Origin of the sequence: Sneathiella sp. (assembly GCF_029233945.1) — a bacterium.
Lineage (GTDB): Bacteria > Pseudomonadota > Alphaproteobacteria > Sneathiellales > Sneathiellaceae > Sneathiella.
This window is the reverse complement of the sequence record NZ_JARGOQ010000002.1, coordinates 41,827-65,714: the sequence shown is the minus strand read 5'-3', so window position 1 is coordinate 65,714 and position 23,888 is coordinate 41,827. Positions and strand designations below refer to the sequence as shown.

Annotated in this window: 22 protein-coding genes; 15 read left to right on the top strand and 7 right to left on the bottom strand. The window is 52.7% G+C overall.

What is annotated here, in order from left to right; all coding sequences use genetic code 11:
• Positions 1 to 37 precede the first annotated feature (37 nt).
• The 5 genes from P1U71_RS01660 (at position 38) to P1U71_RS01640 (ending at position 4,998) form a co-directional block, all read left to right on the top strand.
• Positions 38 to 1,531: a CoA-acylating methylmalonate-semialdehyde dehydrogenase gene (locus P1U71_RS01660; protein ID WP_301103804.1), complete on the top strand. Its 1,494-nt coding sequence runs from the start codon at positions 38 to 40 to the stop codon at positions 1,529 to 1,531.
• Between the two features lie 56 nt (positions 1,532 to 1,587).
• Positions 1,588 to 2,475 (top strand): 3-hydroxyisobutyrate dehydrogenase, encoded by an 888-nt coding sequence (gene mmsB, locus P1U71_RS01655; protein WP_301103803.1) that lies wholly within the window; start codon positions 1,588 to 1,590, stop codon positions 2,473 to 2,475.
• Positions 2,472 to 3,275 carry an alpha/beta hydrolase gene (locus tag P1U71_RS01650; protein ID WP_301103802.1) on the top strand — a complete coding sequence of 268 codons (804 nt, stop codon included), beginning with the start codon at positions 2,472 to 2,474 and terminating at the stop codon, positions 3,273 to 3,275. The genes mmsB and P1U71_RS01650 overlap by 4 nt, the downstream gene beginning before the upstream one ends.
• 61 nt (positions 3,276 to 3,336) lie before the next feature.
• Positions 3,337 to 4,254, top strand: coding sequence for a DMT family transporter (locus P1U71_RS01645; protein WP_367281095.1), 918 nt, complete (start codon positions 3,337 to 3,339; stop codon positions 4,252 to 4,254).
• Positions 4,255 to 4,257: 3 nt separating this feature from the next.
• Positions 4,258 to 4,998, top strand: coding sequence for an enoyl-CoA hydratase/isomerase family protein (locus P1U71_RS01640; protein ID WP_301103801.1), 741 nt, complete (start codon positions 4,258 to 4,260; stop codon positions 4,996 to 4,998).
• A 16-nt stretch (positions 4,999 to 5,014) separates the two neighbouring features.
• Here P1U71_RS01640 and P1U71_RS01635 read toward each other — a convergent pair whose 3' ends face one another.
• From P1U71_RS01635 to P1U71_RS01620, 4 genes are read right to left on the bottom strand one after another with little or no spacing between them, the layout of a single operon-like run.
• The gene (locus P1U71_RS01635; RefSeq protein ID WP_301103800.1) at positions 5,015 to 5,728 is read right to left on the bottom strand and encodes a type 1 glutamine amidotransferase; all 714 of its coding nucleotides are present in this window, start codon (positions 5,726 to 5,728) and stop codon (positions 5,015 to 5,017) included.
• A gap of 1 nt (position 5,729) precedes the next feature.
• Positions 5,730 to 8,468, bottom strand: a complete 2,739-nt coding sequence (gene fdhF, locus P1U71_RS01630) for a formate dehydrogenase subunit alpha (RefSeq protein ID WP_301103799.1) — start codon at positions 8,466 to 8,468, stop codon at positions 5,730 to 5,732.
• Positions 8,465 to 10,174, bottom strand: coding sequence for an NAD(P)H-dependent oxidoreductase subunit E (locus tag P1U71_RS01625; RefSeq protein ID WP_301103798.1), 1,710 nt, complete (start codon positions 10,172 to 10,174; stop codon positions 8,465 to 8,467). The genes fdhF and P1U71_RS01625 overlap by 4 nt, the downstream gene beginning before the upstream one ends.
• A 17-nt stretch (positions 10,175 to 10,191) precedes the next feature.
• Positions 10,192 to 10,395: a DUF3553 domain-containing protein gene (locus P1U71_RS01620; RefSeq protein WP_301103797.1), complete on the bottom strand. Its 204-nt coding sequence runs from the start codon at positions 10,393 to 10,395 to the stop codon at positions 10,192 to 10,194.
• Positions 10,396 to 10,514: 119 nt separating this feature from the next.
• On the opposite strand from P1U71_RS01620, the gene P1U71_RS01615 reads away from it, so the two are divergent.
• From P1U71_RS01615 to P1U71_RS01590, 6 genes are all read left to right on the top strand, one after another.
• Positions 10,515 to 11,153, top strand: coding sequence for a histidine phosphotransferase family protein (locus P1U71_RS01615; RefSeq protein WP_301103796.1), 639 nt, complete (start codon positions 10,515 to 10,517; stop codon positions 11,151 to 11,153).
• A gap of 217 nt (positions 11,154 to 11,370) precedes the next feature.
• Entirely contained in the window at positions 11,371 to 14,109 is a 2,739-nt protein-coding gene (locus P1U71_RS01610) for a chemotaxis protein CheW (protein ID WP_301103795.1), read from the top strand.
• Positions 14,106 to 14,561: a chemotaxis protein CheW gene (locus tag P1U71_RS01605; RefSeq protein WP_301103794.1), complete on the top strand. Its 456-nt coding sequence runs from the start codon at positions 14,106 to 14,108 to the stop codon at positions 14,559 to 14,561. Before P1U71_RS01610 ends, P1U71_RS01605 begins: the two co-directional genes overlap by 4 nt.
• Positions 14,562 to 14,580: 19 nt before the next feature.
• Positions 14,581 to 14,946: a response regulator gene (locus tag P1U71_RS01600; RefSeq protein WP_227952801.1), complete on the top strand. Its 366-nt coding sequence runs from the start codon at positions 14,581 to 14,583 to the stop codon at positions 14,944 to 14,946.
• 63 nt (positions 14,947 to 15,009) lie between these two features.
• Positions 15,010 to 16,113 (top strand): chemotaxis response regulator protein-glutamate methylesterase, encoded by a 1,104-nt coding sequence (locus tag P1U71_RS01595; protein ID WP_367281098.1) that lies wholly within the window; start codon positions 15,010 to 15,012, stop codon positions 16,111 to 16,113.
• Positions 16,110 to 16,946, top strand: coding sequence for a protein-glutamate O-methyltransferase CheR (locus P1U71_RS01590; RefSeq protein ID WP_301103792.1), 837 nt, complete (start codon positions 16,110 to 16,112; stop codon positions 16,944 to 16,946). Before P1U71_RS01595 ends, P1U71_RS01590 begins: the two co-directional genes overlap by 4 nt.
• A 117-nt stretch (positions 16,947 to 17,063) precedes the next feature.
• Here the strand turns inward: P1U71_RS01590 and ctrA are convergent, their stop codons facing one another.
• Positions 17,064 to 17,765 (bottom strand): response regulator transcription factor CtrA, encoded by a 702-nt coding sequence (ctrA, locus tag P1U71_RS01585; protein WP_207047537.1) that lies wholly within the window; start codon positions 17,763 to 17,765, stop codon positions 17,064 to 17,066.
• A gap of 189 nt (positions 17,766 to 17,954) precedes the next feature.
• On the opposite strand from ctrA, the gene fliI reads away from it, so the two are divergent.
• From fliI to P1U71_RS01570, 3 genes are all read left to right on the top strand, one after another.
• Positions 17,955 to 19,286, top strand: a complete 1,332-nt coding sequence (gene fliI, locus P1U71_RS01580) for a flagellar protein export ATPase FliI (protein ID WP_301103791.1) — start codon at positions 17,955 to 17,957, stop codon at positions 19,284 to 19,286.
• Between the two features lie 34 nt (positions 19,287 to 19,320).
• Positions 19,321 to 19,734: a flagellar FliJ family protein gene (locus tag P1U71_RS01575; RefSeq protein WP_301103790.1), complete on the top strand. Its 414-nt coding sequence runs from the start codon at positions 19,321 to 19,323 to the stop codon at positions 19,732 to 19,734.
• Positions 19,735 to 19,844: 110 nt separating this feature from the next.
• Positions 19,845 to 20,690 carry an isocitrate lyase/phosphoenolpyruvate mutase family protein gene (locus P1U71_RS01570; RefSeq protein ID WP_301103789.1) on the top strand — a complete coding sequence of 282 codons (846 nt, stop codon included), beginning with the start codon at positions 19,845 to 19,847 and terminating at the stop codon, positions 20,688 to 20,690.
• Positions 20,691 to 20,701: 11 nt separating this feature from the next.
• Here the strand turns inward: P1U71_RS01570 and P1U71_RS01565 are convergent, their stop codons facing one another.
• Complete coding sequence (locus tag P1U71_RS01565; protein WP_301103788.1) at positions 20,702 to 21,607, bottom strand: rhodanese-related sulfurtransferase; 906 nt, start codon at positions 21,605 to 21,607, stop codon at positions 20,702 to 20,704.
• Between the two features lie 132 nt (positions 21,608 to 21,739).
• Between P1U71_RS01565 and P1U71_RS01560 the strand changes: the two genes are divergently transcribed.
• Entirely contained in the window at positions 21,740 to 22,093 is a 354-nt protein-coding gene (locus P1U71_RS01560; protein WP_301103787.1) for an MmcQ/YjbR family DNA-binding protein, read from the top strand.
• On the opposite strand, the gene P1U71_RS01555 is transcribed toward P1U71_RS01560, so the two are convergent.
• Positions 22,090 to 23,883, bottom strand: coding sequence for a hypothetical protein (locus tag P1U71_RS01555; protein WP_301103786.1), 1,794 nt, complete (start codon positions 23,881 to 23,883; stop codon positions 22,090 to 22,092). The two genes, P1U71_RS01560 and P1U71_RS01555, sit on opposite strands and share 4 nt — an antisense overlap.
• Positions 23,884 to 23,888: the final 5 nt, after the last annotated feature.

The window sequence follows — 23,888 nt, the reverse complement described above, 5'->3', positions numbered from 1 at the left end:
AGTGGCGTGAAATAAGCGCTCATTGGGAGAAAATAGGATGACAGAACAGTTGAAGCATTATATCGGCGGTCAGTATGTGGCCGGGACGTCCGGACGGTTCAGCCCGGTTTACAATCCAAGCACTGGTGAACATATGGCAGATGTTCACCTCGCGACGGAAGCTGAAATTGGCGATACGATTGCAAACAGCCTAGCGGCTTTTCCTGGCTGGGCGGACACGTCACCGATTACCCGCGCGCGGGTCATGTTCAAATTCAAACAGCTGGTCGAAGACAATATTGAAGAATTGGCCGCATTGCTCGCGAGTGAGCATGGCAAGGTCCATTCCGACGCCAAGGGCTCGATTATTCGCGGCCTTGAGGTTGTTGAATTTGCCTGTGGTATTCCGCACCTTCTGAAAGGCGAGTTCTCCGACAATGTCTCGTCCGGCATTGATATGTATTCCATGCGTAAGCCGCTGGGTGTCGTTGCCGGCATCACGCCGTTTAACTTCCCGGCCATGGTGCCGATGTGGATGTTTGCCGTCGCCATTGCCTGCGGAAATACATTTATTCTGAAACCGTCGGAAAAAGACCCGTCTCTGCCGATGCGGCTTGGGGAGCTGATGCTTGAGGCCGGCGCACCCAAAGGTGTGCTGAATGTTGTCAACGGCGACAAGCTTGCAGTGGATACCCTTCTTGATGATCCTCGGGTGAAGGCGATAAGCTTCGTGGGCTCCACACCGATCGCGAAATATGTCTACTCCCGTGCCGCCGCGGCTGGAAAACGTGTACAGGCCATGGGCGGTGCCAAGAACCATATGCTGGTGATGCCGGATGCGGATATGGACAAGGCCGTGGATGCGCTGATCGGTGCGGGTTATGGCTCCGCCGGGGAGCGCTGCATGGCAATCTCCGTTGCTGTTGCCGTTGGCGATGCCGGTGATGAGTTGATCGAGAAGTTGGCACCGAAGGTGCGCGGTCTGAAAGTCGGGCCGAGTGCGGCTGACGGGGACATGGGTCCTTTGGTCACGAAAGAGCATCTTGAAAAAGTCAAAGGCTATGTCGATCTCGGGATTGAAGAAGGTGCTGATCTGGTCGTTGATGGCCGGGATCTCTCGCTTCAAGGGTATGAAAACGGCTTCTATATGGGCGGGTGCCTTTTCGACAATGTCCAGACCGAAATGCGCATTTATAAAGAAGAAATCTTCGGGCCGGTCCTGTCCGTCGTGCGCGCGCCCACTTTCAATGACGCCATTGAGATGGTCGATAAGCATGAGTTTGGGAATGGGACATCGATCTTCACGCGAAACGGCGATGTCGCCCGTGCCTTTTCCAACAATGTTGAAATCGGCATGGTTGGCGTGAATGTGCCGATCCCGGTTCCGCTGGCTTTCCACAGTTTTGGTGGCTGGAAGAATTCCGCTTTCGGTGATCACAACCAGCATGGACCTGAAGGCGTGCGGTTCTATACCAAGGTGAAGACGGTTACCTCACGTTGGCCCGATAGCATCAAGGCGGGTGCCGAGTTCATCATGCCGACGCATAAATAAAAGCTGAATAAAACGCGGGGCCTTCGGGCTCCGCGCTAACAAAACGGGGAAATATTATGGCCAGAATTGGATTCGTGGGTGTTGGTAACATGGGCGGGCCGATGGCCCTTAACCTCCTGAAAGCCGGACACTCGGTAAAAGTTTTTGATTTGTCTGCGGATGCCGTTGCCGCCTGCGTTAAGGAAGGCGCGGAAGCTTCGGACAGTGCCTCTGCCGCTGCTAGTGGAGTTGGCATTGTTGTCAGCATGCTGCCGAAGGGCGATCACGTCCGGGCGGTTTATCTAGGGGCGGATGGGCTGCTCGTTGCGGCGGACCCGGGAACTCTTTTTATTGATTGTTCCACTATCGACGTGGCAACCGCCCGGGACGTTGAGAAAGAAGCGTCAGCAGGCGGCATGATGATGGTTGATGCCCCGGTGAGCGGCGGTGTTGGTGGCGCAGCCGCAGGAACACTGACCTTTATGGTCGGTGGCAGCAAAGGCGCGTTTGAAGCGGCAAAGCCCATCCTTGAGGCTATGGGCGCAAATATCGTGCATACCGGCGGGCCGGGGAACGGGCAGGCGGCGAAGATCTGCAACAACATGATCCTCGGAATTTCAATGGTCGGCGTTTGTGAGGCATTCGTGCTCGCAGAAAAGCTCGGGCTGGAGCATCAGACTATGTTTGATATTGTCTCAACGGCATCGGGCCAGTGCTGGTCGCTTACGACATACTGTCCTGTCCCGGGGCCGGTACCGACTAGCCCGGCGAATAATGGCTACAAGCCCGGGTTTTCGGCAGAGAATATGCTGAAGGACCTCCATCTCAGTCAGGAAGCGGCGGAGGGATTTGGGGCTTCAACCGAGCTTGGCAAGGCGGCGATGGATCTCTATGAGAGTTATGTCTCGGGTGAGGGGAAAACGGCTGACTTTTCCGGCATAGTCAATATGATCCGGAAGTCGTGACGTCGGCGACGGATTTAAAACTCGCGACAATCGCCGGTAAGCGCATCGAATATCGAACGATTGGCGCGCTGGATTCGCAGCGACCGGTTCTAGTGTTCTTGCATGAGGGTCTCGGCTGCACGGCGCTTTGGCGCGACTTCCCGGACCGCCTGTGTGAACTCACAAATTGCACCGGACTGATATACAGCCGGTTGGGATACGGCGGGTCTGATGCGTGCGATCTGCCAAGACCTCTTGACTATATGGAGCGGGAAGCAAGTGATATGCTTCCCGTGATCCTTGAGCATTTCAACATAAAAAGACCTCTTCTTGTCGGCCATTCCGATGGGGCATCTATTTCCCTGATATATGCGGGCCTGTCCGATGTTGCCAAACCCGAAGCCGTCATTGTGATGGCGCCGCATGTCTTTTGCGAAGACATCTCTGTCGATGGCATTAAGACAGCGAAGCAGGCTTATGAACAGCGGGATTTGAAAGAAAAGTTAGAAAAATTCCATGGAATAAATACAGAATGTGCTTTTCGGGGATGGAATGACGCCTGGCTCGATCCGGCATTCAAAAACTGGAATATTGAAAGCTTCCTGCCGTCGGTCAATATGCCGCTCCTTGCTATTCAGGGGCGGGAGGACTCTTATGGCACACTTGCCCAAATTGATGCCATTGAAGCCGCTGTTTCAGGACCTTTCGAAAAACTGATTTTGGACGATTGCGGCCATAATCCCTGGCAGGAAAAGGCGGAAGATGTGCTTTCGTATGCTGCTGAATTTATTTCCGATATAGGGGTACGAACCGCAGATTAAATCTTTATCGCTATGGTGAATAATACTTGCGGTTTGCCATCTTTTCACAGACTAATTGGCAATGGCTATTCAATTCTCCGACAATATGCGGGGTGCGGCTTTCATGTCGATCAGCGTCGCCGCTTTCGTTGTCAATGACACAACTATGAAGCTGGTGGCGGAGCACCTCGGTATATTCCAAGCAATTTTTTTGCGAGGTATTTTTACGAGCCTGTTGCTGGCCGGGTTATGCCTTTACAAGGGACACCTTGCTTACCGCGTCCCGAAGGGAGATCGCCTGCTTATCTGCCTTCGTTTAGTCGGTGAGATCGGGGGTGCAATTTTTTACTTAACGGCGCTCTTTCATATGCCGATTGCCAATGCCACGGCAATCTTGCAGGCACTTCCGCTTGCGGTGACCCTGGCCGGTGCAATCTTCCTTTCCGAAACCGTGGGTTGGCGGCGGTACTTTGCAATTGCGGCCGGGTTTATTGGGGTGTTGATGGTGGTGAGGCCCGGATCCGACGGGTTTAATGAATTCTCGATCTACGCCATTATTGCCGTGCTCTTTATCGTGTTGCGTGATCTCTCAACACGCCGACTGTCCGCGGCTGTCCCATCTTTGTTTGTTTCTCTGCTAACCTCAATCGCAGTAATGATTGTCGGCGCTATTCTGGCGCTGACGGCAGACTGGCAGCCGGTCACGGTAGAGGGCGTCAGCCTGCTCGCGATGGCGTCACTCTTTATCATTTTCGGCTATCTCTTTAGCGTTATGGCCATGCGAGTCGGTGATATTAGCTTCACCTCCCCGTTTCGTTATACCATTCTCATATGGGCTATTATCCTCGGCTTTTTCGTCTTTGGCGATATTCCGGATACTTGGACAATTCTTGGTAGCCTGATTATTGTAGGTAGCGGCGTTTATACTTTTTATCGGGAGCGGCATGTGTTTCGTAAACAGAACAAGAGCGCAGACGTCAAACCTTTGGAAAGGACCTGATGAATGTCGGCACTGGTCACACGAAAAGATATTGATGGCATCGCCATATTAAGCCTGAATCGTCCGGATGCGTTAAACGCGCTCAGTCCGTCCTTGTTTGTGGAGCTTCATGAACATGTTGCTGCGATTGCCGAGGACGCGGAAAACATTGGATGTGTTATCCTGCGCGGCGAAGGGCGATCGTTCTCGGCGGGAAATGACCTGAAGGCCATGCAGGCGGGGGAGAAGGCCCCGCATCCACGTTTTCAGGCGGAGACTGTCGAAATGATCGAAAACCTGCCGCAACCGATCATTGCCGAAGTACAGGGACATTGCTATACCGGCGCGCTGGAACTCGTGCTTGCCTGTGACCTGATGATTTGTAGCGAAAGTGCCAAATTTGCGGATACTCACGGTAAATGGGCCTTAACCCCGCTCTGGGGGATGAGTCAGCGATTGCCGCGGCGCATTGGTGTGTTGAACGCAAAGGAAATGATGTTTACAGGCCGTGTCGTGAGTGGCGCAGAGGCATTTGAGATTGGGCTGGTCAATAAATGCGTACCTGATTCTGAGCTTTCAGAGGCCGCGTTGCAGATGGCCCGCTCTATCGTTGAGAATTCCTGGCACACTCTCCGTGCCGATAAAATGCTGGTCAATAAGGGCCAGGATTATGGTCTAAAAGATGGCCTGATGTTCGAGCGGGAAAACAGCCCTGGCCGGGCCACAGGGAATGAAGAGCGATTGTCCGGGTTCAAGAAAGGCTGAGAATACCACTGCGGCGTTATATCCGCCGCTCCCCTTTCAGAATTTCGGCAAGCCACTGACCATATTGCTGCTGATCATTGGGTTCGGCCAGAGACGCGAGGCCGTCATCTGCCAAATCGGCATCCAATTGGATACCGCTCCGCTGATTGATAAGATCGACGATGAAGGGCAGTGTATGTTCGGGATGTGGCTGCAATGACAAGCAAGTGGGTGAATATTTAAGTCCCGCATTTTCGCAAAAATCAGATGTTAGAATAACTTCCGCGCTATCCGGTTGGCGCGTGACCTGGTCCTGATGAAAGGAAAGAAGACGCGCTTTCCTGTTGTTGATGAGGTCTGAATAAACCACGCGTCCAACGCTCCATCCGCCTGCGAATTTTTCCACCGTACCGCCCATGGCCTGTGCCATGAGCTGATGCCCAAAACAGATGCCTACCGTCGGCTGGCCACTGGCAATCAGTTTGCGCACAAATACTTCCAGCGGCCTGATCCAGTCAAAGTTCTCATACACACCATGCTTGGAGCCCGTGATAACCCATGCATCGCATTCCAACGGGTGTTTGGGAAGCTGCATATCGATGGCGGCATAGGTCACATAATTAAATGGTTCGTCCTTGAACATGTCCATGAACATGTCCGGATACTCACCGTATTTAACACCAAGCGAGCCGCCGAGACGGCCCGTCTGGATAATTCCAACGGTAGTTTTCCTCTCCAGATCGGTGGACATTTCAGGCGGACTTCCTTTCGACATGCACGGCGCAGAATTTAACTTCCGCGATTTTGCCGAAGGGGTCAAGTGCGTCATTCGTAAGCAGATTTACCGCTGCCTCTGCGTAGCAGAAGGGAATGAAGATCATACCATTCTGCACGGCGCCGTCGGCGCGAACCCGAATATCAATCTCACCGCGACGCGACCGGACAGTGACGAGGTCACCGGCGCGCGCCGCCAACTGCTCCATCATTGCCGGCGGCATATGAACAATGGGTTCTGGCTCCACCGCATCCAGCACGCTGGCGCGGCGGGTCATGGAACCGGTATGCCAATGCTCCAGCAGACGGCCTGTCGTCAGGACAACAGGGAAATCTTTGTCCGGGATTTCATCGGGGGAGACAAGGCTGGCCGGAACGAATTTACCCAGCCCATTCGCCGTCGGAAAATCCTCTGTGAAAATGAGCGGTTTGCCAGGATCACCAAGGTTTTCGCAGGGATAGATGACAGCATCTTCCGCCTCCAGCCGATCCCATGTAATGCCTTTGATACTGTTCATCGCCTGTGTCATTTCGGCGAAGACTTTCTTCGGGTGGTCGTAGTGCCAATCCAGCCCGAGGCGCCTGGCAATCTCCTGAATTATCCAGAGATCCTGACGAGCATCGCCCGGCAGCGGAACCGCCGCACGGCCGATTTGAACCTGTCGGTTGGTATTGGTCACGGTGCCGTCCTTCTCCGGCCAGGCCGACGCGGGAAGTATGACATCGGCATAGGCCGCCGTCTCGGTCACAAATAAATCCTGCACTACGAGATGATCCAGCATAGCGAGGGCTTCGCGGGCATGACTGACGTTCGGGTCAGACATTGCCGGGTTTTCGCCCATGATATACATGGCGTTGATTTCGCCGCGATGAACAGCCTCGGTTATTTCAACAACGGTGAGGCCTTTCTTGGGGTCAATCTTCGCGCCCCAGAAACTCTCGAACTTTTCGCGGATGACGGGGTCCTCAACCGATTGATAGTCGGGCAGGAACATCGGGATCAGCGCCACATCGGATGCGCCCTGCACATTATTCTGACCGCGCAACGGATGCAGTCCCGTCCCCGGCCGTCCAACCTGGCCTGTCATCAGTGCGAGACTGATCAGGCAGCGGGAATTATCCGTGCCATGGACATGCTGACTTATGCCCATCCCCCAGAAAATTATCGCCGCCTTGGCGGTGGCAAATTCCCGCGCAACCTCCCGGATCAACTCCGGCGAGATACCGGTCACCTTTTCCATCGCCTCCGGGCTGAAATCCTCCAGATGGGCTTTCAGCTCTTCAAAGTTTTCCGTGTGATTCTTGATATAGTCCTTGTCCGTCAGCCCTTCCCTTACAATGACATGCATCATGGAGTTAAGAAGCGCGACGTCTGTTCCCGGCTTTTCCTGTAGCATATATTGCGCATGGCGAGAGAGGGATTGACCGCGTGGATCAATGACGATCAGCTTCGCGCCTCTCTTGGCGGCGTTCTTGAAAAAGGTGGCGGCGACTGGATGGTTGATTGTCGGGTTGGAGCCGATCACCATGATGACATCGGCGTTCTCCGCCTCATTAAACGGGGCCGACACAGCACCCGATCCAACGGTTTCGAGCAGCGCCGCAACGGAAGAGGCGTGGCAAAGGCGGGTGCAGTGATCGACATTGTTGGTACCAAAGCCAATGCGAACGAGCTTCTGAAAGAGATAGGCTTCTTCATTCGATCCTTTGGCGGATCCGAACCCGGCAAGCGCGCCGCCACCTTTTTCATCTCGCACCTTACGAAGACCGCTGGCGGCATAATCGAGCGCCTCTTCCCAACTTGCCTCGCGGAAATGGGTGTAGGGATTTGCGGGGTCCAACCCGGCAACATTCCCTTTTGCGACCCCTTCTTTCCGGATCAGCGGGACGGTCAGCCGCTCCGGGTTATGGATATAGTCAAAACCAAAGCGTCCCTTGATACAGAGCCGTTCCTCATTGGCGGGGCCATTGCGCCCGTCCGCATAGAGAATTTTGTCATCCCGTACCTTGAACGTCAGCTGGCAACCGACACCGCAGAAGGGGCAGACGCTGTTGACCTCGCGATCAATATGGTCGTCATGCAGGACGGATTTCTCAAGTAATGCGCCGGTCGGGCAGGCCTGGACGCATTCGCCGCAGCCCACGCAGGTGCTGTCTCCCATCGGATCGTCAAAATCAAAGACGATTTTGGAATGCACCCCGCGCCCGGCCATGCCAATAACGTCATTCACCTGCACATCGCGGCAGGCCCGGACACAGAGATTGCAGTTGATACAGGCATCGAGATTGACGGCCATCGCGGGATGAGACATATCTTCAAGCGGCATTTCGCGCGGAGCGAACCGACTTGTTGCAATATTCTGCTGGTCCGCCATTTGCCAGAAATGGCTGTCATCGTCATAGGCGCTCTCACGCTCCGGCTGATCGGCGATGAGCAGTTCCATGATCATCTTACGGGACTTCTCCGCGCGCGCTGTCGCGGTGTGAACTTTCATCCCGTCCGTTGGTTTGCGGATACAGCTCGCGGCAAGAACCCGCTCCCCCTCAATCTCTACCATGCAGGCGCGGCAGTTTCCATCCGCCTCGAAACCGATCCGGTCCGCATGGCAAAGATGTGGAATTAATGTGCCCTGCTGCTTGGCAATCTCCCAGATGGATTGCCCCGCATTCGCGGTTACTTTTTTGCCATCAAGCTCAAACGTGACTGCTTTACTCATTTCACCGCCTCCAGGAAATGCTTGAGGATCGACAGCAAGCCATTGGGCGCCGCCTGCCCAAGACCGCAGATAGAGGCATCCCGCATTACGGCGCTGAGCTCCGTCAAAAGGTCACTATCCCAGTGATCCGCCTCCATCAGCAGACGCGCTTTTTCCGTACCGGCGCGGCAGGGGGTGCATTGACCGCAGCTTTCATCCTCAAAAAAGCGCATCAGGTTGCGGGCGACCATTTTCAGGTCGTCCTTGTCCGAAATTACGATAACGGCGGCGGAGCCGATAAAGCAGCCATGCTTTTCAAGCGTTCCAAAATCAAGCGGGATATCCGCCATAGACGCGGGCAATAGGCCGCCTGATGCCCCGCCGGGAAGGTAGGCGCGAAATTCATGTCCGTCCTGCATACCGCCGCCATATTCCTCAATCAGTTCCTTGGCGGTAATTCCGGCGGGCGTGATATAAACGCCCGGCTCCTTTATATGGCCAGAGAGGGAAAAACTTCTAAAGCCTTTGCTGCCATGACGGCCGCCTTCCTTAAACCAGCCAGGTCCTTTTCGGATAATGTCCGGTAGCCAATAGAGTGTTTCGACATTGTTGATCAGGGTTGGCCGTCCAAACAATCCGACATGGGCCGGGAAGGGAGGCTTGTGGCGGGGCAGCGCGCGCTTGCCTTCGATGCTTTCCAGCATGGCACTTTCCTCCCCGCAGATATAGGCGCCAGCGCCACGCCGAAGAATAATCTTGCGCCCCCCGTCAAGTTCTTCGGCTTTCAATTTCGCGATACAATCGGAGAGAATTTGGGCGGTTTCCGGATATTCATCTCGCAGGAAGATGTAGATTTTCTCTGCGTCTACGATTTCCGCGCCAATGAGCATTCCTTCCAGAAACTGGTAGGAGTTTTTATTGAGAAAATACCGGTCCTTGAAGGTGCCGGGCTCGCTCTCGTCGGCATTGACGGCCATATAGCGTGGACCCGGAACGGAAAGTACGGAGTTGAGCTTTAATGCATGGGGAAAGCCTGCTCCACCGAGGCCGCGATGACCGCTGTCACTTAAAATCTCGATAATATCTTCAGATTTGAGCTTCCCCTCGCGCAACTGAAGGAGAGTGGTGAAGCCTCCAGCCCCTGTATAATCGGTGAGAGACGTATAGGCGGGAAGGGCGAGCGGATCATTCCTTTTTTCCGCTTCAATCTGCTTGTCCACTTCCTCTATTGTCGCATTTCCGACATAGCGATCCTTGATGCGTGCAACGGGCGCAACTTCACAGCGACCCATGCAAGCGCCATGGGTTATATGAATATTGCCGCCGTATTTTTCGGCGAGTTTCTTTTTTATTGCCATTGACCCGGCCATTTCGCAACTTAGGCTGTCGCAGACCTTGATGGTGAGGGCGGCGGGTTTGGCGTCACCTTCCTTCACAACTGTGAAATTGTGATAGAAGGTCGCGACTTCATAGACTTCTGCAAGCGCAAGCCGCATTTCTTCCGCCAATGCCGCCAAATGGTCGGCCGAAAGAAAACCATAGGTATCTTGAATTAAATGCAGATGCTCAAGGAGCAAGTCCGGTTGACGGGATCGGTCACCTAACAGCGCGGCAATTTCGCGAGCGGCTATAGGATCGACTTGACGACCTTTTTTCTGGTAGCGGGCTTTCCGGCCTCCCTTGCCCGGTGCTTTTGGAGCCGCGAATAATGTTTTCCCTGCAGCCAACTCGAGATCCTCCGGTCTTAATTCCCGCGATTTTGTTCTTTATGCGCTTCTTCCTCGCTAAGCACAATGAGTTCAACCAGCCCGACAATGATCAGTTGCTTGCCAGCGTGCTCAAAATTCACTGTTACGCGGTCTGCAACGGATGACTGTACCTGACCCACGCCCCAGTTGGGCTCTTGCGGGTGGCGGACATATTGGCCGGGTGAAAACTGAGCGAGCATGATTTTTCTCTTAACATGACGGATAAGATTGTTGCATATTCACTCTATCAAATTGTCGTGCAGACGACAAAGGTTGTTCGATTTTACAGTGTCCCGCAGCTTGCGGATTTGGAGATGTTATGATTGATTTGAAACTCGCGTCCTTAATGAGCTCCAAACTCTGTCATGACGTCATTGGCCCCATCGGTGCCGTCTGCAATGGAATTGAACTTGTCAGTGATGATGGCAATGAAGATATGCGGACCGAGGCGCTTAAGCTGGTGAGCGAGAGTGCAGGGGAAGCGTCGGCGCGGCTTCAGTTTTACCGGCTTGCCTTTGGCCTTGCCGGTGGCTTGGGGCAAGAGGTATCGCTTCGTGATGCGCGTAACCTCTGCCGCGACCTTATGTCATATGGCAAGGTAAGGCTGGATTGGCCCGATAGCGAAGGCGGTGCAGAGCTTTTGCCGAAAGATGCCATTAAAATTCTTTGTAATCTGCTGGTCATCGCGTCGGGTTCCTTGCCGCGTGGCGGCGAAGTAAAGGTCACGGGAAGTGTGGCGGATGGTGACTGGTCATTCGCCTATCGGGCTGAAGGGCCGCGTGCCGTCCTGCGTGAAGACGTGACCCATATCCTGCAGAACGGATATAATGAAAGTGAACTGACGGCACAAAATGTCGGTGTTCAGTATCTCATGGCCCTGTGCGGAAACAATAATGCGGTTCTGGATATTACGGACGTGGAAGACGGTCTGGTAGCGCTTGCCGTCCGCTCAGCCTGACCGGTCATCACAGGTTTTCCGTTGTACCCTAATTTAATTGAATAGCATTTAATGGAATGATGCCTGAACTTCAAGGATGTCATTTTATGGTAAAAATTGCGATTTTAAAGCCAATCCGTAACCGCTTGTTAACCTATATCCTGCATTCTGTATTCGAACATTTTTAGGAACATCGATTTCCTGAAAAGAAGTAAAGAATCGGAAAGTGTGTGGGCGAATGGATGATCTTCTAAGTGAATTTCTTACGGAAACCAACGAAAACATTGGTATCGTTGATGCTTCCATTGTTGTTTTGGAACAGGATCCGAGTGACGAAAGTCAGATCGATAATATTTTCCGTCTTGTTCATACCATTAAGGGAACATGCGGCTTCCTTGGCCTGCCAAGACTGGAAGCGGTTGCACATGCCGGGGAAAATGTCCTCGGAAAAATTCGCGATAAGGAACTTACCGTTACCGCCGATGTCGTAACCCTTATTCTCGAAGCAATGGATGCCATCAAGGATATTCTGGCCACGATTGAGGAGACGGAAGAAGAACCTGCTGGAAATGACGCGGATCTAATCGCTCGCTTGAACGACGTCGCGTTCGGAGAGGCCCCTCAGGAAGCCACGCCGGTTCCCGAACAGGAAGAACTCCCACCCGGAAAGGTGTCCGAGGCAGAGCTTGAAGCAGCATTTCAAGCGGCGGAAGGACCGGATGAGGATTTGGCGGAAGAAGGCTTGCGCCCTGGCGAGGTTTCTGAAGCTGAGCTTGAGGCGGCGTTCGAGGCAGCAGAAGGCCCGGACGAGATCGTCGTGCCCGCAGAAGTAAAGCAAGAAGAGGCGCCGCTTGAGGAAAAGAAGCCGGCAGCCGAGAAAACATCAAAAGAATCCAGCATCGCCAATCAGAGCATTCGCGTGAATGTGCAGATGCTCGAAAATCTTATGACGATGGTCAGCGAGCTTGTCCTGACCCGCAATCAGCTTTTGCAGATGGTTCGCGGGATGGACGACAATGAATTTACTGTTCCACTGCAACGCCTCAGCCATGTAACCACAGAGTTGCAGGAAGGGCTGATGAAAACGCGGATGCAGCCGATTGGAAATGCCTGGTCGAAGCTGCCGCGTATTGTGCGTGACCTCAGCCATGAGCTGGGCAAGAAAATTGATCTTGTCATGCATGGCGCCGAGACAGAACTTGATCGTCAGGTGCTTGAACTTATCAAGGACCCGCTCACGCACATGGTGCGAAATTCGGCTGACCATGGTCTTGAAATGCCTGAAGATCGCGTTGCGTCTGGCAAACAGCAAACCGGAAAGATTGTTCTCGAAGCCTTTCATGAGGGCGGCCATATCATCATCAAGATTACGGATGACGGTCGAGGGCTGAACAGCGAGAAAATCAAGAAGAAGGTCGTTGAAAGCGGATTGGCGAGCGAAGCTGAACTGGAAGGCATGAGCAAGCAGCAAATTCATAACTTCATCATGCGCGCCGGCTTCTCGACTGCGGAAAAGGTAACAAATGTGTCTGGCCGGGGGGTCGGCATGGATGTCGTTCGCTCCAATATTGAGAAAATTGGCGGAACAATTGCCCTGACTTCTGAAGAAGGTGAGGGGTCAACTTTCACCATCAAAATCCCGCTCACCCTCGCGATTGTGTCCGCATTGATTGTTGAATGTTGCGGCGAAAGATTTGCCGTCCCGCAGACGAGCGTTGTTGAACTCGTTCGCGCATCGACCAATAACAATAGCAATCACACGATTGAAATGATCAATGGTTCGCCGGTCCTTCGCCTGCGTGATCATCTTTTACCACTTGTCCATCTCAATGAAATCATGCGTCTTGAAACGGCTGCGGATGAAGTTGCGGATCGAAGCGAAGTTAAAGGCTCTGAAGAATTTATCATCGTGATCCAGGTTGCCAACTATGTGTTCGGCATTGTTGTAGACCGGGTTTTCGATACTGAAGAGATTGTCGTCAAGCCGATTGCACCGATCTTGAAAAACCTGTCCATTTTCTCGGGCAATACGATCCTCGGGGACGGCAGTGTTATCATGATCCTTGATCCGAATGGAATTGCTGCGATGTCCGGTGACGCCGTGGTTAATTCGGATGGTTCGTCGAAAGAAGAAGCAAGCCAGGCGCAGACGCAGGATGAGAAGATTGCGCTACTTGTCTTCCGCGCAGGTGGCAAGGACCCGAAAGCCGTGCCTCTATCTCTGGTGGCACGCCTTGAAGAGATCGACGTTGGCACCATTGAAGAGGCTAATGGCAAGAAAGTCGTCCAGTATCGCGGCCAACTGATGCCGCTGACAACAATCGAAGACGATATTGAGGTCAAGGAGGAAGGCAGACAGCCTGTCCTAGTCTTCAGCGATCAGGATCGCACGATGGGTCTGATGGTCGAGGAAATTGTCGATATTGTCGAAGATCGCCTCGATGTGGAAATGATATCGGAACGTGATGGCTATGTCGGCAGTGCCGTCATTCGTGAAAAGGCGACAGATATAATTGACGTTGGCTACTGCCTGAGCAAATGCTTTGGTAGTTGGTTTGGTGACTCCGAGACACGGCCTTTTGGCCATAACGGAGAGAAACAAAAAATCCTTTTGGTTGATGACAGCCCTTTCTTCCGGAATATGCTCGTGCCGCTTCTTAAAACGGCGGGGTATGACGTCTCGACGGCTGAAAATGGTGTCGAGGCCTTGCAGAAGCGGGATACGGGCGAGACGTTTGACATCATCATCAGCGATATCGAGATGCCGGAAATGGATGGCTTCGCGTTCGCCGAAGAAATCAAAGGGGATGATAGATGGAATGAGACGCCGATTGTTGCCTTGTCATCCCATACGACGCCAGGTGATTTTGATCGCGGCCGCGCCGTAGGGTTCTCCGATTATATAGCAAAATTCGACAGAGATTCATTGATGTCCGCGCTTTCGCAGACTCTCAAGGAATGTGGGAGTGCAAAATGACCGTCAGTAATATGCAAGATTATGTAACCGTTTCAATTGCGGACCAGCTGTTTGGTATCCCGGTTCTTGAAGTGCATGATGTGCTTCGGGGTCTCAGCCTTACGAAAATCCCGCTTGCTCCGCCTGAAGTTGCGGGTGCCCTTAACCTCCGCGGTCGTATCGTGACTGCTATTGATGTTCGCAAACGACTTGATCTGCCGGAGCTGGAGGAAGATGAAAACTGCATGAGTATCGTCGTGGAGCATCAGGGTGAACCCTATAGCCTGATGATAGATAATGTAGGCGAGGTGCTCAGCCTGGATTTGAATGAGTTGCAGCCAACTCCTGTCACGCTGAATTCCCGCTGGAAAGAAATATCAGGCGGTGTTTACCGGCTTGAAAACAAGCTGCTCGTCCTTATGCAAATCGAGCAGCTTTTGAGCTTTGCAGACAATTCGACCATCGCAGCTTGAGAAAGAACGGAGAAATTAGATGCCATCGTGTTTGATTGTTGATGATTCCAAAGTTGTCCGTATGGTCGCGAGACGTATTCTGGAAGATTTGAGTTTTGGTATCCTTGAAGCGGAGGACGGTAAAGGCGCGTTGAATGCGTGCCTCGAAAAAATGCCGGATGTCATCTTGCTTGACTGGAATATGCCGGTGATGAATGGAATTGACTTTCTTCGGACGCTGCGAAATTCAGAGAACGGGGAACAGCCTGTTGTGATCTTTTGCACGACAGAAAATGATATGGCGCATATTCGTGAGGCTATTTCTGCGGGCGCCAATGAATACATTATGAAGCCATTCGACCGGGCAATCATTGAAGCGAAATTCTCACAAGTGGGAGTTCTCTAGGTGGTGCAAGCCGAAACGATAGCAAGTTTGCCTGACGAGACGAACAAAGATCCTTATCGGATCATGATCGTCGATGACTCTGCGGTCATACGTGGATTTTTAAGGCGGTGGCTTGAAGCGGAGGCGGACATTGCGGTTGTCGCTATCGCCAACAACGGTGTTATGGCCCTTCGTGAATTTGAACGCACTCGCCCAGAATTGGTTATCCTGGATATTGAGATGCCGGAAATGGATGGCCTTACGGCGCTGCCGCGCCTTGTCCAGCTGGATCAGGCTGTGCAAGTTATTATGGCGTCCACACTGACACGACGAAATGCGGATGTCAGCCTGAAGGCACTGGCCATGGGGGCTGCGGATTATATCGCAAAGCCGGAATCGACACGCGTCGTCAATGAGAAAGAAGAATTCCACAGGGGTCTGCTCGAAAAAATCCGGGCGCTTGGGGAAACCCGACGTATACGCGATCGCAAGGCAGGTAAAGTCGCACCGCGGTCGACTCCCCAGCCAGCGGTGATTGGGGAAAAAGCGGCATCGCCACTTCCCAAAAAATCGACATTTAGTTTGCGACCCTATGAAAAGAACCCTACCCCTAAAGTGATCGCCATCGGATCATCCACGGGCGGTCCACAAGCGCTCTTTAAAGTATTTGAAGCGCTCAAAGGAAAAACCAGCCTACCGATTTTTATCACCCAGCATATGCCGGGTACGTTCACGGCAATCCTCGCAGAGCATTTGAATAAGATCTACGATAAAGACTGCAGGGAAGCAGCTGACGGTGAAAAGGTTTTGGAAAACCGCGTTTATATTGCGCCGGGAGATTGGCATATGACGGTTTCCCGAAAGGGCACAGATATCATCGTCAAGTTAAACCAGGAGCCTCCGGAAAACTATTGCCGTCCGTCCGTAGACCCGATGCTTAGAAGCCTTGTTGCTGCTTACGGGAGTGACGTGCTTGCGGTTATTTTGACGGGTATGGGACATGATGGATTGGAAGGTTGCAAAAAACTTTCGGAGTCAGGAGCAGTGGTGATTGGTCAGGATGAAGAAACAAGTGTTGTATGGGGAATGCCGGGGGCCGTTGCCTCTGCCGGCTTATGTAATGGGGTTTTCCCGCTGCCGAAAATTCCCGATGCGATTGAAAATATTCTCAAGGGGAGGCCCGTATGAATAGTCAGGACTTCCAACTCTTTGGCGAAATAGTCAACTCACGCTCCGGACTGGTGCTGACGGAAGAGAAAATATACCTGCTCGAAAGCAGGCTGGTTCCTCTCGCGCGGCGGCGCGGACTGGAAAACCTGGAGGCACTGGCGGAAGAAGTTCGTCGGCATAAAGATGAACGTCTTCTGGAAGAAATCACCGAGGCGATGACAACCAACGAGACTTTCTTCTTCCGGGATACCAAGCCTTTTGACACATTCCGCGATGTCGTGCTGCCGCAGCTTCTGAAGGCGAGGGCCGCGAAAAAATCCTTGCGGATATGGACGGCGGCATGCTCAACGGGTCAGGAGCCCTACTCAATTGCCATGCTGTTGAAGGAAGAAGCCGCTAAAATGGCCGGCTGGCGTGTAGAAATCATGGCAACCGATATCTCGCAAGAGGTTTTGGAGAAGGCCAAGGCTGGGCTGTATTCTCAGTTTGAGGTGCAGCGCGGACTTCCCATTCAGCTGCTTATGAAGCATTTTCAGCAAGTCGGTGAGATGTGGCAGATCGATAGCTCTATCCGGGCGATGGTCAAGTTCCAGTCGAAGAACCTTCTGGAGGATCTCGGAAATCTGGGTCACTTCGACGTTGTTTTTTGTCGTAACGTTCTGATCTATTTTGACCAATTGACAAAGGGCCGTGTGTTGACACAGATCCATAATATTCTCACTGATGACGGCGCGCTCTTTTTGGGCGGTGCGGAAACGGTTCTTGGTATTTGTGACAGCTTTAAGCCGGTTGATGGTCAGCGAGGGGTTTATACTTCGGTTAACGGCGGGTTGATGGCGGCAGCCAGCTAAACAGACAATTGGGTGCACAGCCGCGCAGGCACTCTCTGACGATATTCATTAAAAAGCCCCGCAGTATAACTACTGCGGGGCTTTTTAATGAATGGCGCTTCGTTGTTTGGTAGAAGGTTAGCTCGCGCGTGCCTGAAGATTTTCTTCCGGATCGCGAAGAACATATCCCCGTCCCCAGACAGTCTCGATATAGTTATCTCCGGCAGTGGCCGCAGCAAGTTTCTTGCGCAGTTTGCAGACGAAAACGTCGATGATTTTGAGTTCCGGCTCGTCCATGCCCCCATAGAGATGGTTGAGGAACATTTCCTTCGTCAATGTTGTGCCCTTGCGCAAGCTAAGAAGCTCAAGCATGCCGTATTCCTTGCCGGTCAGATGCAGACGCTGGCCGCTGACTTCGACAGACTTGGAGTCCAGGTTGACCGTAAGCTTGCCTGTCTGAATAGTGGACTGTGCATGTCCTTTAGATCGGCGAACAATCGCATGAATACGTGCGACAAGTTCATCTTTATTAAAAGGCTTGGTTAAGTAGTCATCCGCGCCGAAGCCCAAACCCTTAACTTTGTCGTCAGGTTCGGACATGCCGGACAAAATCAGAATGGGCGTTGATACCTTTGCCGTACGAAGCTTTTTCAAGACATCGTAACCGGACATATCAGGCAGGCCCAAATCCAATATAATAATGTCATAGTCATAAAGTTTACCAAGATCTACGCCCTCTTCACCAAGGTCGGTCGTGTAAACATTAAGACCCTCTGCGCTCAGCATCAGTTCGATGCCACGAGCCATTGAGCTATCATCTTCTATCAATAGTACACGCATATATTGTACCTCCTGTACTCCAACTATTATTAACAACTTAACTTAACAATTAGTTAAAACAAAAGATAAAAATTAACTATCTTTGTTAACTTCGTATGACGGCATTTACGAAACATTAAAATGTATCTGCCAGAATGGCTTAACTCACCAAGTCAGGGTCGTACAAACAAGTTTAGCGAGGCGTCTTTCGTGCAAAGCATTATTTCGGAAATCGATCGGGTTCCTACCGCGCAATATTACGGTCGTGTGGTTGCAATAATGGGGCTGCTGGTCGAAATCGGTGGTATTCAAAGACATCTGAGCATTGGCAGCCGCGTTAATCTATGCGCCCGCGGTAGCGGTAAGGTAAAGTGCGAGGTGGTCGGTTTCCGCGATGACCGCGCGTTGCTCATGCCGTTTGGCGTTCTGGAGGGGATTGGCATCGGTTGTAAGGCGGAAATCGCAGAGCGGGATCCGGTTGTCTTTCCAAATGAAAGCTGGCTCGGACGGGTGATCAATGCCATGGGGGAACCGATTGACGGGGGACCGCCCCTTAAGTCCGGAAGCAGGGCTGTTCCCTTTCGGAATACGCCGCCGCCAGCACATACCCGCCAACGGGTCGGTGACAAAATTGATCTTGGCGTTCGCGCCCTGAACAGCTTCGTTACTTGTTGTCGTGGGCAGAGAATGGGTATTTTCTCGGGCTCCGGTGTCGGGAAGTCGGTGTTGTTCTCCATGCTTGCGCGGAATACGGCGGCGGATATCAATGTGATTGGCTTGATCGGGGAGCGCGGCCGGGAAGTGCAGGAATTTATCAAGGATGATCTTGGTGAAGAGGGGTTGAAGCGGAGCATTGTTGTTGTTGCGACGTCTGATGAATCCGCACTTATGCGGCGCCAGGCTGCTTATCTGACGCTTTCTCTGGCGGAATATTTCCGCGATGAGGATCGCGAGGTGCTTTGCCTGATGGATAGCGTCACCAGATTTGCCATGGCACAACGGGACATTGGCCTTTCGGGCGGTGAACCCCCCACGAGCAAGGGATATACTCCGACTGTCTTCAGTGAACTACCGAAATTACTTGAACGCGCGGGACCGGGGGCCGGTAAGGGTAGCATTACGGGGCTTTTTACCGTTCTTGTCGAAGGTGATGATCATAATGAGCCTATCGCAGATGCTGTTCGCGGAATTCTGGATGGTCATATTGTTATGGAGCGGCAAATCGCGGAGCGGGGCCGGTACCCCGCAATTAATGTTCTCAAGTCTATCTCCCGAACGATGCCCGGCTGCAATAATGACGCCGAAAACACTCTTATTTTGAAGGCGAAGCAATATCTATCGACCTATGACGACATGGCGGAAATGATCCGCTTGGGTGCATATCGACAAGGCGCGGATCCACTGGTCGACGAGGCCATTCACTTTTTCCCGATGCTGGAAGAATTCATGAGCCAGGGCAAGAATGAGAGAGCCAGCTTGCCGGAATGTTTCGCAGCGCTTTCGGAGATCCTCGCACGGCAACCAGAACCAGAAACGGTTTGAGTTTGGAGACTGATGCATTGAAATCGAGATCAAGATGAAGGGCTTAGACAGTTTAATCAGGGTCCATAAATGGAAGCTTGACGAGAAGCGGCGGGAACTCGTCGATTTTGAAAATCTGCGCGCAAGTTTCGTCAAACAATTAAGGGCTCTTGAAGAAGAGCAGCAGCGGGAGCAGGATGTCGCCGGGACCAATCCTGAGGTCGGCTTCTCATTTGCAAACTATGTCGCCGCTGCCAGGCAGCAAAGAGAAAATATCCAGGCAAGCATCGAAGAGGTAGACACCAAGATCGCCACGCTAAATGAAGAGGTAACCAGCTGTTATCAGGAACTCAAGAAATATCAGGTCGCGCTCGATGCCCGTGGGATTAGGGAAAAATACGAGCGTAACAGGGTTGAGCAAATGAGCCTCGATGAACTGGCGATTGACCTGCATCGGCGTAAAGGTTGAGCCAGTTTTACTTCCCCGTGCTTCTGTCGCTACGGTTGTGTTTTTTCTTGCAAGTTTGCAATAAATTCGCGATAGTGAACAAAACATGAACATTTAATCGAGGAGGGCAAATGTCGACCGATATTTGTGAAAGGGCGGAGGCGTTCAAGGCGTTGCATCTGCGGGAAAAAGCGTTTGTTCTTCCCAATCCGTGGGATACGGGCTCGACGAAGATGCTGACAGCACTTGGTTTTGAGGCGCTGGCAACGACGAGCGCCGGTTTTGCCTTCTCTACGGGCAAGGGAACCTCGATCGGTGAAATCGGCCGCGAGGAAGCTCTCGACCATGCCGCCGGAATTATTGCGGCGACACCCTTACCCGTCAGCGCCGATCTTGAGAATGGATATGGCCATTCGCCCGAAGAGGTAGCGGAGACGGTCCGGCTGGCCGCCGAAATTGGCCTTGCCGGCTGCACAATTGAGGATGCGACAGGTGATCCGGACAGTCCCATTTATGAGCGCGCCCACGCGATTGAGCGAATTGCCGCGGCTGCTGAAGTTGTGAGGGGGCTTGATAGACCCTTCATGCTGACGGCCAGGGCCGAAAATTACCTCTTTAACCGGCCAGATTTTGACGATACTTTGATGCGCCTGCAATGCTACGAGATGGTCGGAGCCGACGTCCTATATGCGCCGGCGCTTCCCGATTTAGAGGCCATCAAGACGGTCTGTCAGGAGGTTTCGAAACCGGTTAATGTTGTCGCGGGCATCGGCCTGCCGGGCGTAACAATTGCAGAGCTTGAAGCTGCAGGGGTGAAACGGATCAGTGTCGGCTCTGCCTTCGCCCGGGTTGCTTACGGGGCGATGATAAGCGCCGCGCGAGAAATTCTCGATACCGGGTCCTTCGCGCCCTTTCAGTCCGCTGCATCCTTTTCCTCGATAGAAGCGCTGATTAAATCCGTAGATTTGGAACAGTGACGAAAAGGCAGTTACTTACCGCCGATATGGACTTCGTTCCGTGCTTTCGCGAGATCGATCTGTTTCTGACGATCCGCGAAGCGCTTTTTCTGCTCCTCGCTCAGGCTGTCATGGCAGCGCGGGCAGGAAATCCCCTCTATATAGAGCGACGATGCCTTATCTTTTTCCGTGATCGGATAGCGGCAGGCATAACATTGATCGTAGGAGCCTTTTTCGAGATCGTGGTTGACCGTAACCCGCTGGTCAAAAACAAAACACTCTCCTTCCCAGCTGCTTTTCTCTTGCGGGATTTCCTCAAGATACTTCAGGATACCGCCTTCAAGATGGTAGACATTCTCAAATCCCTTGGAGAGAAGATAGGACGTCGATTTTTCGCAGCGAATTCCGCCGGTGCAGAACATAGCAACCTTTTTGTCGCGAACGGGATCGAGTTTCTCCTCAACAAATTTTTTAAAATCCCGGAATGTTACGGTCTCCGGATTAATTGCGCCCTTGAAAGTCCCAACCTCAACTTCATAGTCATTGCGTGTGTCAATGAGCAGGGTCTCCGGATCGCTTATCAAGGCATCCCAATCCTCTGGCTTAACATAGGTCCCAACGGCCTCCCGCGGGTCAAGGCCCGGTGCGCCGAGGGTCACGATTTCCTTCTTAAGGCGGACCTTCATCCGGTAGAAGGGTTGCTTCTCATTGTAGGATTCCTTGTGCTGCAGGTCATCAAACCTTGGGTCAGCCTTCAGGAACGCAAGCAAGGCATCAATCGCCGCGCGGGTGCCGGAAACTGTGCCATTAACGCCCTCTTCGGCAAGTAGGAGAGTCCCCTGAATATTGTTCTTCTGACAAAGCGCAAGCAATCGCCCCTGCAACTGCTCATAATCGGGCAGGGCGACGAATTTATAAAGCGCTGCAACAACGAACATCTATCGTATTCCTAATCGTGCGGATTTGACCGGGAATATGGCGTAGCGCTCGCAATCTATCAAGCTCGAATATTGAGAAAGAGTTATGCGGAATGCGGGAATGGAGGAATGCTGTGAAAGGAGTGAAGAGAAATGACGAGAGACGAATTTGACCGGTTCTGTGGCACCTTGCCTGCTGTCACTAATGTCGTGCAGTGGGGAAATGCGTCTGTCTGGAAAATCGGGGGAAAGATATTCGCCATCTGTTCCAACTGGGGCCCGGGGGAGGCGGAGAAAATTGGTTTTAAGTGCAGTGATCTTACTTATGCAATCCTTATTGAACAGGACGGCATCATTCCGGCGCCCTATCTTGCGCGGGCGAAGTGGGTACAGCTGGTTGAGAGGGATGCGATGACGGATCAGGATATTGAGGCCTATATTCGCGAAGCTTATTCCATAATTAAAGCGAAACTAACCAGAGCAGCGCGCAAGGAGCTTGGCATTTAGGTGCGGGCACCGACATCATGACCGCTCTCCCACTCCGACAGCGGATCAACGGGAAAGGAGGGAATGGTCTTAAAAATTAGCTGTCCTTTTAGACCGGAAATCTCTATATGCTCGTTGAAAAGCTTACCGATATGCAGGCGCATTTCTTCCGGGATCGCCTGATGGCTGCGAACGGCGAGATCGAACACACTGCGCTTGAAGAGGCCATCAAGCTGCAACTGTCCGGATTTAGTTAAATTAAGCTCGATAACGAAGCGGGTCGTGTCCTTATCAGGATCGGCATTGTTAGGGTCTTTTCTCTGCCGATGGAACATACGTATCTGCCTCAGGTTATGTCCATCGAAGAACGGGAAGTTAAGGGTCTTCCAGTCCTGTCCGCCGGTATCCGACTGTAACCTTGAAAAAGTCGCGAAATCATCTTCGAGCGCTTGCAGGAGAGGAGCCCGACCCGCTGCCTTCAGGGCATGGGCGAAATCCTGGCCCAGCCATTTCTCGATAGAGCCCAGGTTCAGCGCTGCCATAAAAAACAGCAGGCTGTTCGAAAGCTGAGTATTGGGTTGAGGCATAATTTGATTGATCACGGTCTGGGCAATGATGGGATCCTGACGCGCAACGAGATTAAGGGATTCTCGAAGATTCTGCCAATCTCCCATAGCTCCGATCGTTGGTAGACGCCCACCAGATTGTTGAGTTTCCGCATTGGGAAGAGGGAAAACGTCAATGCCGTCCGCGATGGAAAACTGCACAGTTGTCCCCGTCGCAGGAGGGGTCGTTGTTGTATAGGAGAGCGTCCCGAGCGGAGTTTGCAGGGTTACGCGGCTATTGCCATTGGTTGCCGATGCGCTGCTGAGCGCAATGACCGTCCCCTGAAAAAGGCCGTCACGGGGAGACAGAGAGCCGGTTATCTGTTGCGGCCGAACAATCAGGTTGATTTTTGCCCCTTCTGCAATCGGAATTGAACCCCGGGGCGTTTCAACGGCTGTCGGAGATGGTAGCCGAAGGACGTCAGCAACAACTATGTGACGTTGTATCGTATCCGGTAGCTTGGAAGACCCGAGAGGAGCGGGTGATGTCTGTCCCGCCGCGCCTTGCGCGGGTGGTATTGATGGATTGTGGTACTTCTGGTAGGCCGAGAACCCCATCTGGTTGGATTTGGGGCCTCCCTCACTTTGAATGGTGGCCACGTTTCCCGCTGGGGAGGCGACTGGCTTATCGGCTGGTAGCTGTGGCATCAAGGTCGAGAGTTGGGCCGGTGTTTTGGGGGGGATCGTCGCGGTCTTGGCAACCGGTGACAAAGAGGCCGCAAGATTTTGCATATCCGATTTTAGCTCAAGCGGATGCAACTGCCCGGCTTTCAAGTACCCTTCCGCTCCTGAAACTGTTTTCTCCACAGTAGGCAATAATCTGACGTCGATGGGCGGCGAAAAACTCCGGCCATTCATGGCAAGTAACCGGGCTAAAATAACCTCCTGCATTTCAGTTACTTCAAACACAATATGACTGCCGATGGTCAGGGGCGTTGGCGTCGTAATCCTGAAATTGCCGAACACGGTGTGAAGGACAATATTATCGTTCGTGGATTTTGCCATCACGACGGCGTTTATTGGCGTATTCTCGCTGATCGCGGCGGAGGGTTTGGGATGCTGCGATGTGCGGGCGGGTAGGCCAGCCTGCTCTCCCGTTGGCGCAGCAGGTGTCGCCGGTTCAACCGGTCCCTGCCCGGAGGAGGGGGATTTGGCGCTGCCCGTCAGTCCGGACGACACGCTTGATGGTGAGCGAATTCCACTCATTCATT